This is a genomic window from Micromonospora sp. NPDC005298 (genome assembly GCF_040607375.1).
GTDB lineage: Bacteria > Actinomycetota > Actinomycetes > Mycobacteriales > Micromonosporaceae > Micromonospora.
In genome coordinates this window covers 1-12,698 of the sequence record NZ_JBEXGP010000016.1, presented here as the reverse complement: position 1 = coordinate 12,698, position 12,698 = coordinate 1, and the positions used below count along the sequence as shown (strand labels likewise).

Sequence of the window (12,698 nt, the reverse complement as noted above, 5' to 3'; positions counted from 1 at the left end):
CAAAGGGGGACCACCTTTCGTGGGATGACATGCTGAGGTTACCTCAACATGAGGGTACAACCGGATCGGCTGCTACCGTATTCCGGTGATCGGGAACACCGCCGACAGCGCGGACGACGAGAGCCTGGCGGAGACGTTCTGGGCCGTCGCGTCCCGTCTGCGCCGTCAGACGCGCGATTCGCTGGCGCCCTGGGATGTCACCCCCAGCCAGTCCCGGGCGCTCGGCGTGCTGGCCCGACACGGCGAGGTACGCCCCGGCACCCTCGCCGAGTACCTGCGCATCGCACCCCGCTCGGCCACCGAGGTCGTCGACGACCTCCAGGCCCGAGGCCTCGTCGAGCGCCGACCCGACCCAGCCGACCGGCGGGCCACCCTGGTCGCGCTCACGGCGGAGGGCGACCGGGTCAGCACCGCCATCCGGGCCGCCCGTCGGGCCGAGGCCGACCGCTTCTTCGGCCACCTGCCCGACGCCGACCGCGCTGAGCTGGCCCGCATCCTGCGCACCCTGCGCGCCTGATGCAAGGAAGGGCACCTTATTAACGCCTGGTGTATAGGAAGGTGCCCTTCCTTGCACGGCGGCCGCCGGTTTACCCACCCCGCACCCGGGTAGCCAGCGGCCCCGTCGGCTCGGCGAGGGCTGGCCGGGCCCACGACGACAGGAGGATTCTCGTGCCGCCGGTGTCCCACCTGACGCATCGCCCCGCCTGATGTGCGGGATCAGCGGGGAGGCGCGGTTCGACGGCCGGCCGCCCGACGCGGCGGCGGTCACCCGGATGACCGAGGCGATGCGCTCGCGCGGTCCGGACGACGAGGGGTTGTTCACCGACGGCTGGGTGACTCTCGGGCACCGCCGGCTGACCATCATCGACCTGTCCGACGCGGGCGGGCAGCCCATGGTCCGCGACGACCTGGGTCTGGCGCTGGTCTTCAACGGGTGCGTCTACAACTACCCGGAACTGCGTGAGGAGCTCCAGAACGCGGGCTACACCTTCGGATCCACCAGCGACACCGAGGTGATCCTGGTGGCGTACGCGCACTGGGGTGAGCGGTTCGTCGACCACCTGGTCGGCATGTTCGCGATCGGGTTGGTGGACCGGAACCGGCGACGCCTCGTCCTGGCCCGCGACCGGCTCGGCATCAAACCGCTGTACCTCGCCGAGACACCCGGCCGGCTCCGGTTCGCCTCCACCCTGCCGGCGCTGCTGCGTGCCGGCGACGTGGACACCGGCATCGACCCGGTGGCGCTGCACCACTACCTGTCCTGGCACTCCATCGTCCCCGCGCCGAGGACCGTGCTGCGCGGCGTCCGCAAGCTGCCGCCGGCCACCCTGCGGGTGATCGAGGCGGACGGGCGCAGCCGCGAGGAGGTGTACTGGCGGCCCGACTACGTCCGCGAGCCGGCCGACGCGGGGCTGGACGCCGCCGACTGGCGGGCCGCTGTCGGGGACGCGCTGCGCACCTCGGTACGCCGACGGCTGGTCGCCGACGTGCCGGTGGGGGTGCTGCTCTCCGGCGGGCTGGACTCCAGCCTCATCGTGGCCCTGCTCGCCGAGGCCGGCCAGGAGCACCTGCGCACCTTCAGCATCGGGTTCGACAGCCGGGGCGACGAGTCCGGCGACGAGTTCCACTACTCCGACCTGGTGGCCCGGGCGTACGGCACCGACCATCACCGGATCCGGCTGGCCGACGACGATCTGGTGCCGGCCGTACGCCGTGCCGTGCTGGCGATGACCGAGCCGATGGGCAGCCACGACGTGGTCGCCTTCCACCTGTTGTCGGAGCAGGTGGCGCGGCACGTGAAGGTGGCCCAGTCGGGGCAGGGCGCGGACGAGGTGTTCGCCGGCTACGGCTATCACCAGCCGCTGGTGGAGGCGCCCCGGCACAGCGCCGCCGAGACGTTCGCGGCCGCGTTCTTCGACCGGGACCACGACGAGCTGCGTCGCATCGTCGGCCCGGCGTACGCGCTGGGGCACGACGCCAGCCGGGACCTGCTCACCGAGCACCTGGCGGCGCCCGGGGCGCAGACCGCGCTGGACGCCGTGCTGCGCCTGGACACCCACCTGATGCTGCCGGACGACCCGGTCAAGCGGGTGGACAGCATGAGTATGGCGTGGGGCCTGGAGGTGCGCACCCCGTTCCTGGACCAGGATCTGGTGACCCTGGCGGCGCACTGCCCGCCGGAGCACAAGGTGGCCCACGGAGGCAAGGGCGTCCTCAAGGACGTCGCCCGGGAGGTCCTGCCGGCGGAGGTGATCGACCGGCCGAAGGGCTACTTCCCGGTGCCGGCGCTGCGCAACGTGGACGGGCCGGTCCGCGAGCTGGTCGCCGAGGCGTTGCAGGCGCCGGCGGCCCGCGAGCGGGGGCTGTTCCGGGACGGGTACGTGGCGCGGCTGCTCGCCGAGCCGGACCGGGCCGAGGCGGCGGCCGGCAGCAACAAGCTGTGGCAGTTGGGCCTGCTGGAGCTGTGGCTCCAGACCCACGACATCAGTTGAGCGGTCAGCCGGCGGCGGTGCGGACCACGAGGTCGTCGATGACGGCGCGCAGGTCGCCGGTGCGCTCCAGCACCCGACGTTGCCGGGTCGCACCGGTGCCGTCACGGCGCAGCCGGGCCAGTTGCGCCAGCACGTACCCCAGGTCGCCGTGGCGCAGCAGGGCGGGCGCGATCACCGCCATCAGGTCGTCGACCAGGTCCCAGGCGGGCCGGGCGCCGCCGGCGCGCAGGTCGATGAGGTCGCCGTCGAGGCCGTCGTGGGCGGCCCGCCAGTGCGCCGCGGCGACCAGGCAGTCCCGCACCGGCGGGGCGGTCACGCCGGCGCGTACGTCGTCGGCGAGGGTGGCGACGAGAGAACGGACCAGCGCGGCGACCAGCACCGCGTCGTCGACGTCCGGGCAGACGTCGCCGACGCGCACCTCCACTGTCGGGTACGCCGACGACGGCCGGGCGTACCAGTAGACCATCGCGGCGTCGAGCATGATGCCGGCGGCGATCAGCTCGTCGACGGTGCGGTCGTAGTCGGCGGCCGAGTTGAAGTACGGCGTCGGTCCGATGCTGGGCCAGCGTTCCAGCTGCATCGACCGCCAGCTGGCGTGCCCGGTGTCGTACCCGTCGTGCAGCGGCGAGTTGGTGGTGACGGCCTGCACCACGGGCAGCCACACCCGTAGGTGGTTGCAGACCTGCACGGCCAGCTCCCGGTCGGGCAGCCCGACGTGCACGTGGCAGCCGCAGACCGCCGGGTCGTGCGCCACTGGACCGTACCGGCGGGACATCGCGTGGTAGCGCGGTTCGTCGGGCACCGTCAGGTGCGGCTCGGCGACCGGTGTGGCGCCGACGGCCACCAGCCGGGCTCCGGCCGCCTCGGCGGCCTCGACGGCGGAGCGGCGCAACGTCACCAGGTGCGCGCGCAGTTCGGTGAGGTCGGCGCAGACCGGGGTGACCATCTCCACCATGCTGTGCCGGAACTCCTGGCGGCTCTGGTCCCGGGCCGGGCCGCGCAGCGCGGCGAGCACCTGGTCGGCCACCGGCAGGTTCCGGCCGCTGTCCGGGTCGAGCAGCAGGTACTCCTCCTCGACGCCGAGCGTGAGGGTGGTCAGGTCCGGCACGGTGTCGGCGACGGTCGGACGGTACGCCATGGCCCCTCCCCCATCCACTGCTGCGGCGGCGCCTCGGGTTCCCGGCCGCCCGCGCGGCAAACGCGCTCAGGACCCCGCCAGGGCCGTCGCGCGTGCGGTGAGGAAGGCCCGTTCGGCCGCGTTGTCCGTCCGGGTGACGGCTGTCCGGTACGCCTCGACGGCCTCGCCGTCGCGGCCGAGTCGGGCCAGCAGGTCGGCGCGGACCGCGTGGTACACGTGGTAGGTGGCCAGGTCGAGGCGGTCCACCTCGGCCAGCGCCACCGCCGCGCCGGTGACCTCGGCGAGCGCGACGGCCCGGTTCAGTGCCACCACCGGGCCGGGGGCGACCACGGTGAGCTGGTCGTACAGCTGGAGGATCTGCGCCCAGTCGGTGTCGGCGGCGCGCGGGGCGACGCTGTGCACGGCGGCGATGGCAGCTTGGATCTGGTACGGGCCGGGCCGGTCCCGGCGCAGGCAGCGGCGGACCAGCGCCTGCCCCTCGGCGACCAGCTCGGCGTCCCACCGGCTCCGGTCCTGCTCGGGCAGCGGAACCAGGTCGCCGTCGGCGGTGGTCCGCGCGGCACGACGGGACTCGGTGAGCAGCATCAGCGCGAGCAGGCCGAGTGCCTCCGGCTCGTCCGGCATCAGCTCCACCAGCAGCCTGGTCAACCGGATGGCCTCGGCGCACAGCTCGGCGCGGGCCAGGTGCCGGCCGGCGCTGGCCGTGTGCCCCTCGTTGAAGATCAGGTAGAGCACCGCGAGGACGGCGTGCAGCCGGTCGGGCAGGTCGGCGTCCCGGGGCACCCGGTACGGGATCGCGGCGTTGCGGATCTTCGACTTGGCGCGGACCAGTCGCTGCGCCATCGTCGGCTCGGGCACCAGGAAGGCCCGGGCGATCTCGGCGGTGCTCAGGCCGCCGAGCAGGCGCAGGGTGAGGGCGACGCGGGCGGTCGGGGCGAGCGCCGGATGGCAGCAGGTGAAGATCAGTCGGAGCCGGTCGTCGCGCACCGGTCCCTCCTCGACGGGTGGGTCGGCGGCGTACAGCAGTGCCGCCTGGGCGTGCCGGTCGGCGCGGGACGCCTCCCGGCGCCGCCTGTCGATGGCCCGGTTCCGGGCCGTGGTGATGATCCAGCCGGCGGGACTGGGCGGCGAGCCGCTTCGGGGCCACTGCGCGACCGCCACGGCGAAGGCGTCCTGGACGGCCTCCTCGGCGAGGTCGATGTCGCCGAGGAGGCGCACCAGGACGGCGACCGCGCGGCCGTACTCCGCGCGGAACACCGCCTCCACGTCGGGCACGGTCAGTCGCCGGCCCCGCCCTGGAAGGGGCGGACCTCGATCGGCAGGGTGGTGGCCAGCGCGTAGCGGCGAGCCCAGTGCAGGGCGGCGTCCAGGTCCGGCACGTCGATGATGGTGATGCCGCCCAGGTGCTCCTTGCCCTCCACGAACGGTCCGTCGGTGATGAGGACCTCGCCGTCGCGCGGGCGCAGCACGGTGGCCGTCTCCGGGCCGTGCAGGCCCTGCCCGAAGACCCACGACCCGGTGGACGCCAGCTCGTCGCGCAGCTCGCCGAGCTGGCGCATCACCCCGGCCAGGAACTCCCGGTCCGGCGGCAGCTCACCCTGCGGTTGGTGAAGGCTGAGCAGGTACAACGTCATCGGTCCTCCTCGTGGGCGGCCGGCCCGTCGCCGACCTCTCATCCTCCACACGATCGGCCGCCGGCCGGATCGACACGTCCGTGGAAAATCTTCGGCGGCCGGCCCGGCCCAGCCCGGTGTCGGCGCCCCCCTTTGCTCTGCACCCATGGATGCGACGGTCCGCGGGCCCGGGTGTCGCCTCGGCGGGTGCAGAGCAAAGGGGGTGGGACAGGGATGCGGTCCGGCGGTGCCGCGACCGCAGCCGCCAGCCATACCCGCGACGGTTGCGGGTAGAAGCCGGTGTGGTCGACGGCATCCGGGTGGTCGTGGTCGGCGCCGGCTTCTCCGGCCTCGCCGCCGCGCTCGCGCTCGCCCGGGCCGGCGCCGACGTGCGGGTTCTCGAGGCCCGCGACCGGGTCGGCGGACGGGCGCTGACCCGATGGCTGCCCGAGCTCACGCAACTCGACCTGGGGGCGCAGTGGATCGGTCCGACCCAGGACCGGATGTACGCGCTGGTCGCCGAGCACGGGCTGGCCACCTTCGCTTCGGCGTCGGTCGGAGCGCCCACCCTGCTGTGGGCCGGTGCGCGCCGGGCCGAGCCGCCGGCGCAGGTGGGTCGGGTGCTCGGCCTGCTCGACGAGTACGCCGCACGGCTGGACCCGGCCACGCCCTGGGCGGCACCGGAGGCCACGCGGTGGGACCGGACGACCCTCGGCGGCTGGCTGGCCACCACGGCCGGGGACGACGACACCGCGCACTACCTGGGGCGACTGCTGGCCGGCGGGCTGCTGGCCACCGGTGCGGACGAGCTGTCCCTCTTGCACCTGCTGTTCTATCTGCGCAGCGCCGGCGGAACAGGACCGCTGCTGGCCATGGCCGGCGGCGCGCAGCAGGACCGGATCGTGGGCGGCCCGCCGGCGCTGGCCGAGCGGATGGCGACCGCGCTGCCCGCTGGCGCGCTGACGCTTGCCGCGCCGGTGCGGGCCATCGAACAGGCCGTCGACGGCGTGACGGCGTGGACCGACACCGGCCGCGTCGACGGCGATGCCGTGGTGGTCGCGTTGGCCCCGGCACTGGCCGGCCGGATCCGGTACGACCCTGCGCTGCCCCCGTTGCGCGACGGGCTCACCCAGCGCATGCCGATGGGGACGGCGCTGAAGGTGCACGCCGTCTATCCGGAGCCGTTCTGGCGTGCCGACGGGCGCTCCGGGGTGGCCACCAGCAGCGCCGGTCCGCTCACCGAGACGGTCGACAACTCCACCCCGACCTCGCCGCTGGGGGTGCTGACCGGGTTCAGCTACGCCGGAGACGCCGCCACACTGCGCGGCATGTCCGCCGCCCGACGTCGGAAGTGCCTGCTGGAGGCGTTCGCAAGCGTGGTCGGTCCGCGCGCCGAGGACCCGGTGGACCTCGTCGAGTACGACTGGTCGGCCGAGGAGTGGACCCGGGGCTGCTTCTCCGGTTCGCTCACCCCGGGCACGTGGGAGACGTACGGCCCGCACCTGCGGGCGCCGGTGGGGCGGGTCTACTGGGCGGGCACCGAGACGGCCACCCGGTGGAGTGGCTACCTGGAGGGTGCGGTGCGCGCCGGTGAGCGGGCGGCGGCCGAGGTGCTGGCCGGTTGACGACCGCGGCCGGCCCGGTCTCGGCGGGACCGGGCCGGCCTCGGCCCACGGTGCGACCCGGCCGACCCGGTCCGTCGAAGGTCCGGGCCGGCGCGGGCGCCCCGGTCAGGGGTAGGTGGTCAGGTACACCGTCTGGTTGGCCGCGTTCGCGGTGCCACCGGCGTTGTTGATCACCCGGTTGATGGTGCCGACGCCACCGAGCGAGACGGTGACCATGTTCGTGAAGCGCACGTTCGGGTTGACGGGCACCTCGAACGACCGTTCCTCGACCACCGCGGGATTGACGTTGAAGTAGCTGTAGCTGCCCAGCCCGAACGCCTGGTGGCTGGTCACCGAGTCGGCCACCTTGTACGCGGCGTACCCCCGGGTCGACCCGTTCATCCAGGCCGCCTGGTTGGGCGGGTCGTACGGCAGTTCGTTCTGGTAGAAGTACGTCCGGCCGCCGTTGCCGTTCCAGATGGTCTGGTACTTCTGGTAGTGCTCCACGAAGAGGCCGTACATGGTGACGTTGTCACCGTTGACGGTGAGCCCGGTGTCGGCGGTGTTCAGCGTCCACCCGGTGGGGACCCCCTGGGCGGCGTGGTCGGCCCGCCACAACCACATGTGGTCACCGATCACGTTGTCGCTGTTGACGGTCAACGTGTTGGTGGCCTTGCCGACGTGCGGTCCGCCGATGCGGAAGAACACGTCGTGCAGCGACGTCGGGTTGCCGGCGTGGCTCGCGGACGACCCGGCCGGCCCGACCTCCATGAGCACCGGCGAGTTCGTCGTGCCGGCCTCGAACATGAGGCCCGCGACCTTGACGCCGTCCACGTCGGCCACCCGCATCCCGACGCTGCCGTTGTCGGCCTGGATGGTGGCCAGGCCGAGGCCGAGGACGACCGTGTCGGCGCGGTTGACCTGGATCGGCTCGGTGACGTGGTGCACGCCCGGGGTGAAGAGCAGGTGCCGGCCCTGGGCGAGGGCCGCGTTGATGGTGGCCGCGCTGGTACCGGGCTGGACGACGTAGAACTGCGACAGCGAGATGGACGAGCCGGCGGGGGTCTTGTTGTACCAGCTCGTGCCTGTCGAGTTGGTACGCAGCGCCGGCACGAACACCCGGTACTCGCCGCTGCCGTCGACGTACAGGAACGGCTTCTCCCGGACCTGCGGGGTCTGCGCGATGACGGTGTGCGACGGGTTGGGGAAGCTCGGTGCCGGAGCGCCGTTGACGCCCTGGAACACCATGTTCCACACCGAGCCGGTCCAGCCGTTGCCGAACTCGCTGTTGCGCGAGTACCACTGCTGCTGCGAGCCGGAGACGACCAGGCCGTCGACGCGGGTGTCGGCCATCAGGCCACCGCTGGACCAGCCGTCGCCGCCGTTCCAGAGCTGGATCTGGTTCTGCGCGCCGCGCAGGTGCATCCGCCGGTACGGCGCCGCCTGCGACACCGCCCAGCGTTCCACGCTCACCCCGGCGGGCAGGGTCACCGAGAGGTTCTCGGCGGCGCGCCAGAAGTTCTGGGTGGCGTTGCCGCCGAACCAGGCCGCCTCGACCCGGACGTGCCCGTTGAGGTTGACGTCGTCGGGGCTCATGCCGAGGCCGGCGACCTGGGTGAAGAAGCCGAGGTTGACGTCGGCGGTGTAGGTGCCCGGCTTGAACAGCACGGCGTAGCGCTGCGGGCCGAACTGGTTGGTCTCCTGCTGGGTGAAGAGGGTGTTCAGTCGACTCTGGATGGTCGAGGTCGGCGTGCCCGGGTCGAAGACGAACGTGTTCGCGCCGAGGTTGGGGTTGTACGGGTCGGTCGTGCCGACCGGCGGTTCGGTGGTGCCACCTGTGGTGTTGACCGCCAGCTCCCACAGCGAGTAGCCGTAGGCGGTGCCCCGGGCGGTGCCGTACATCCGCAGGTAGCGCCCGCTACCGGTGACGGTGAGGTTCTGCGTGCCGCCGGCGCCCGTGGTGGTCGAGTAGATCGTGGTCCAGGTGGTCCCGTCAGCGGAGGTCTGGAGCTGGAAGGACCGGGCGTACGCGGCCTCCCAGGTGAGCGTCACCCGGCAGATCGTCCGCGTGCTGCCCAGGTCGACGCGCAGCCACTGCGGGTCGCTGGCGGCGCTGGCCCAGCGGGTGCCCGGGTTGCCGTCGACGGCGGCGGACGCCGCGAGGCCCGCGTCCTGGGTGGACGAGGCGGTGGCCGGGCTGCCCTGCGCGACGTTGGTGCTGCCGCAGGTGGGCGTGGTGCCGCCGCTCTCGCCGTAGACCTGGAACTCCCAGAGCGAGTAGCCGTAGCCGGTGCCCCGGGCGGTGCCGTACATCCGCACGTACCGGCCGGCGCCGGTGACTGTGAGGTTCTGGGTGCCGCCGGCGCCGGTGGTGGTCGAGTAGATGGTGGTCCAGGTGGTGCCGTCGTCGGAGGTCTGGAGCTGGAACGCCCGACCGTAGGCGCCCTCCCAGAGCAGGTTGACCTGGGTGATGGTGGCCCGCGCGCCCAGGTCGACCTGGAGCCACTGTGGATCGCTGAACGCGCTGGCCCAGCGGGTGCCGGTGTTGCCGTCGACCGCGGCGGCGGCCGGGGTGCCGGCGTTCTCGGTGGACGAGGCGGTGGCGGGACGGCCCTGCGAGAGCAGGGTGGGCGCGGCCTGCGCCGGGGTGGAGCCGCCGGGCGGCGTGAGCGCCGCGACCAGGGCCACGGTGAGTCCGACGAGGAGGTGCCGGATGGGGCGCCGGGGGCGCGGCCGTACGGATGTAGCGCGAGATGTCATGACATCGCCTGTCGATAGGGGGTTACGGGGTGCCGCGCGGATGGGATCGGCTCGCCCCGTGGCGCCGTGGGTGGTGCCGCCGATGCGGCGTCGCGGGTCGGGGAGCGCTCTCGTAGGAGTGTTGCGGCGAGATTGCGACGGCGTCAAGACATCGATCTATAACTCTGTTATTTATCCCGAGGATCAGTTTTTGTGTAATTTGCTGGGCGGTCGCGCGGTCGCCGCGCTCAGCGGCGGACGCCGCCCTCGGTGAGGAAGCGGGCGATCGGGAGCGTCGCCGCGCCCAGGGCCACCGCGTCCACGCCGAGCCGGCACGGCTCGATCGACGCCTGCTCGTACGGCTGCCGCAGCGCCTGCCGACCGGCGGCCTCGCGGACGGCCGGCAGCAGGTCGCCCAGCGCCATGGCCGCCCACCCGCCGAGCACCACCCGTTGCGGGTTGAACAGGTTGATCAGGTTGGCCACACCGGCGCCCAGGTAGCCGGCGGTCTCGTCCAGCACCCGCCGGGCGGTGGCCGAGGTGTCGGCGGCGGCGACAAGCGCGGCGAGCTGGGACTCCTCGTCCTCGCCGGGCACCGCGCGACCCCGACGCGCCTCCCGGTAACGCTCGATGATCGCCTCCGCGCCCACGTACGCCTCGAGGCAGCCACGGGCACCGCACCGGCAGGCCCGGCCGCCGTACACCAGGGTGGTGTGCCCCCACTCCCCCGCGCTGCTGGACGCCCCCCGGTACGTGGCGCCGTTGGTCACGACCGACGCGCCGACGCCGGAGCCGACAAGCGCGAAGACGGCGTGCCGGGCGCCGCGCCCGGCGCCGAACCACATCTCGGCCTGGCCGAGGGTCTTCGCGCCGTTGTCGATGTGCAGCGGCAGGTCGGTGCCCGCGCCGATCAGGCGTTCCAGCGGCACCCGGTCCCAGCCGAGCGCCTGGGCGTGCACGACGGCCTCGACGCCCTGCTCGACGACCCCGGAGACGCCGATACCGACGCCGAGCACGTCGGAGGTGGGGACGCCGGCCTCGCCGGTCACCGCGTCGATGCCGGCCAGCACGTGCCCGGCCACGACGTCGGGTTCGGTGCGTGCCGGGTCGAGCGGGTACTCGATGCTGGCCAGCAGGGTCATCGCGAAGTCGAACAGCTCGACCCGGACCCGGGTCTCGCCGACGTCCACGCCGACCACGAAGGCGTAGCGGGGCGCGATCCGCAGCAGCATGCTGGGCCGGCCGCCGTCGGACTCGGCGGCTCCCGCCTCGGCGACCAGCCCCTCGTCGATCAGGTCGGCCACCACGTTGCTCACCGCCGGCTGGCTGAGCCCGGTGCTGCGTACCAGGTCCTGGCGGGTGAGCGGGCCGTCGAGGAAGAGCCTGGTCAGCAGGGCGGACCGGTTGCGCAGCCGCACGCTGCGGTTGGTGGCACGCGCCAGCTCCACTGGTCACCTCGTTCCCGTCGGCCGTTCGAGGCGACTGTAACCGCCTCGTGCTTGACGACCCACCGACCAGCAACTTTAATGACGACATAAATTAAGCCGTGATGTAACTCCCGGGAAACGCCGACGGACCCCGACGGCGCACCCCCGAACCCTGTCCGTAGCCGGCCGCCCGTCGCCCCGACCCCTATCGACGACGGACTCCGGCGGACCCCCACCACGCACCGGAAGGGCAGACCGTGTCGAGACGACACCTCGGGATACTGGCCGCCGCCGTACTGGCAGCCGCTTCGCTCACCGCCTGCGGCGGCTCCGGCGACGACTCCGCCGCATCGCCCAAGACGCTCACCTACTGGGCCAGCAACCAGGGCGCCAGCCTGGAGGCGGACAAGACCACCCTCCAGCCCGAGCTGGACAAGTTCGAGAAGCAGACCGGGATCAAGGTCACCGTCGAGGTGGTCCCCTGGTCGGACCTGCTCAACCGCCTGCTGGCCGCCGCCACCTCCGGCAAGGGCCCGGACGTGGTCAACATCGGTAACACCTGGTCGGCGTCGTTGCAGGCCACCGGCGCACTCGTCGAGTTCGACGACGCCACCCTGCAGGCCGTCGGCGGCAAGGACCGGATCGTGCCCGCCGCGCTCGCCGCCGCCGGCGCCCCCGGCAAGCCGCCGGCCGCCGTGCCGCTCTACAGCATGGCGTACAGCCTGTACTACAACAAGAAGATGTTCGCCGACGCGGGCATCACCGCGCCGCCGACCACCTGGGAGCAGGTCGCCGAATACGGCAAGAAGCTGAGCACCGGCGGCAAGTGGGGCCTGGCGATCGAAGGGGCCAACCCGTCGGAGAACGCCCACCACGCCTTCACCTTCAGCCAGCAGTACGGCGGCGAGTGGTTCGACTCGGCCGGCAAGCCGACCTTCGACACCCCGCAGAACGTCTCGGCCATCAAGCGCTACATCGACTTCATGGCCGCCGACAAGATCACCAACCCGAGCAACGCCGAGTACGCGCAGAACCAGTCGGTCTCGGACTTCGCCAACGGCAAGGCCGCCATGCTGCTGTGGCAGTCCGCCGGGTCGAACCTGAAGACGCAGAACATGCCCGCCGACGCGTACGGGGTGGCCCCGGTGCCGTTCCTGGCCAGCCCGCCGGCCGGCGGCAAGAAGGTCAACAGCATGGTCGCCGGGATCAACATGGCGGTCTTCAAGCACACCAAGAACAAGGACGGCGCGCTGAGCTTCGTGAAGTTCATGACCAGCGACGAGGAGCAGACGATCCTCAACAAGACGTACGGCTCGCTGCCGGCGGTGAAGACCGCGGGCGCCGACCCGGCGTTCACCGCCCCGGAGCAGAAGACCATCCAGGAGACCCTGGTCACCACCGCGGCGCCGCTGCCGCAGGTGCCCGAGGAGAGCACCTTCGAGACCCTGGTCGGCACCGCGATGAAGGAGCTGTTCGCCGACGCGGCCAGCGGTAAGCCGGTCACCGAGGCATCGGTGAAGGCCAAGCTGACCGACGCGCAGCAGAAGATGCGCTGACCCAGGCGTCGCCGGTGGCCGGGGGGGGGGGGGGGGGGCGGCCCCCCCCCCCCGGGGGGACGCCCCCCAGTAAAACAACCACAAACAAAAAACAAAAATCAATATTTTTATAGGTTAATAATTATGTGG

The 12,698-nt window shown here is 72.5% G+C and carries 9 protein-coding genes; 4 read left to right on the top strand and 5 right to left on the bottom strand.

Features of this window, described 5'->3' with window-relative positions:
- The first annotated feature begins 85 nt into the window (after nucleotides 1-85).
- Complete coding sequence (locus ABZS77_RS20805; RefSeq protein WP_354825095.1) at nucleotides 86-517, top strand: MarR family winged helix-turn-helix transcriptional regulator; 432 nt, start codon at nucleotides 86-88, stop codon at nucleotides 515-517.
- 190 nt (nucleotides 518-707) lie between these two features.
- Complete coding sequence (locus tag ABZS77_RS20800) at nucleotides 708-2,492, top strand: N-acetylglutaminylglutamine amidotransferase (protein ID WP_354825092.1); 1,785 nt, start codon at nucleotides 708-710, stop codon at nucleotides 2,490-2,492.
- Between the two features lie 4 nt (nucleotides 2,493-2,496).
- On the opposite strand, the gene ABZS77_RS20795 is transcribed toward ABZS77_RS20800, so the two are convergent.
- The 3 genes from ABZS77_RS20795 to ABZS77_RS20785 form a co-directional block, all read right to left on the bottom strand.
- On the bottom strand, nucleotides 2,497-3,630 hold the full coding sequence (locus tag ABZS77_RS20795) for a glutamate--cysteine ligase (RefSeq protein ID WP_354825089.1): 1,134 nt from the start codon (nucleotides 3,628-3,630) through the stop codon (nucleotides 2,497-2,499).
- A 66-nt stretch (nucleotides 3,631-3,696) separates the two neighbouring features.
- Entirely contained in the window at nucleotides 3,697-4,905 is a 1,209-nt protein-coding gene (locus ABZS77_RS20790; RefSeq protein ID WP_354825086.1) for a sigma-70 family RNA polymerase sigma factor, read from the bottom strand.
- Nucleotides 4,906-4,907: 2 nt separating this feature from the next.
- Nucleotides 4,908-5,264: a YciI family protein gene (locus ABZS77_RS20785; RefSeq protein WP_354825083.1), complete on the bottom strand. Its 357-nt coding sequence runs from the start codon at nucleotides 5,262-5,264 to the stop codon at nucleotides 4,908-4,910.
- Nucleotides 5,265-5,527: 263 nt separating this feature from the next.
- Between ABZS77_RS20785 and ABZS77_RS20780 the strand changes: the two genes are divergently transcribed.
- Complete coding sequence (locus ABZS77_RS20780; RefSeq protein ID WP_354825080.1) at nucleotides 5,528-6,868, top strand: FAD-dependent oxidoreductase; 1,341 nt, start codon at nucleotides 5,528-5,530, stop codon at nucleotides 6,866-6,868.
- A gap of 105 nt (nucleotides 6,869-6,973) precedes the next feature.
- Here the strand turns inward: ABZS77_RS20780 and ABZS77_RS20775 are convergent, their stop codons facing one another.
- Complete coding sequence (locus ABZS77_RS20775; RefSeq protein WP_354825077.1) at nucleotides 6,974-9,607, bottom strand: discoidin domain-containing protein; 2,634 nt, start codon at nucleotides 9,605-9,607, stop codon at nucleotides 6,974-6,976.
- A 227-nt stretch (nucleotides 9,608-9,834) separates the two neighbouring features.
- Nucleotides 9,835-11,034 carry an ROK family transcriptional regulator gene (locus ABZS77_RS20770; protein WP_354825074.1) on the bottom strand — a complete coding sequence of 400 codons (1,200 nt, stop codon included), beginning with the start codon at nucleotides 11,032-11,034 and terminating at the stop codon, nucleotides 9,835-9,837.
- Between the two features lie 236 nt (nucleotides 11,035-11,270).
- Between ABZS77_RS20770 and ABZS77_RS20765 the strand changes: the two genes are divergently transcribed.
- Complete coding sequence (locus ABZS77_RS20765; protein WP_354825071.1) at nucleotides 11,271-12,569, top strand: sugar ABC transporter substrate-binding protein; 1,299 nt, start codon at nucleotides 11,271-11,273, stop codon at nucleotides 12,567-12,569.
- Nucleotides 12,570-12,698: the final 129 nt, after the last annotated feature.

Coding starts and splice junctions, on each gene's coding strand:
- ABZS77_RS20785 (WP_354825083.1), bottom strand. CDS start 5,264: ATGACGTTGTACCTGCTCAGCCTTCACCAACCGCAGGGTGAGCTGCCG.
- ABZS77_RS20775 (WP_354825077.1), bottom strand. CDS start 9,607: ATGACATCTCGCGCTACATCCGTACGGCCGCGCCCCCGGCGCCCCATC.
- ABZS77_RS20800 (WP_354825092.1), top strand. CDS start 708: ATGTGCGGGATCAGCGGGGAGGCGCGGTTCGACGGCCGGCCGCCCGAC.
- ABZS77_RS20795 (WP_354825089.1), bottom strand. CDS start 3,630: ATGGCGTACCGTCCGACCGTCGCCGACACCGTGCCGGACCTGACCACC.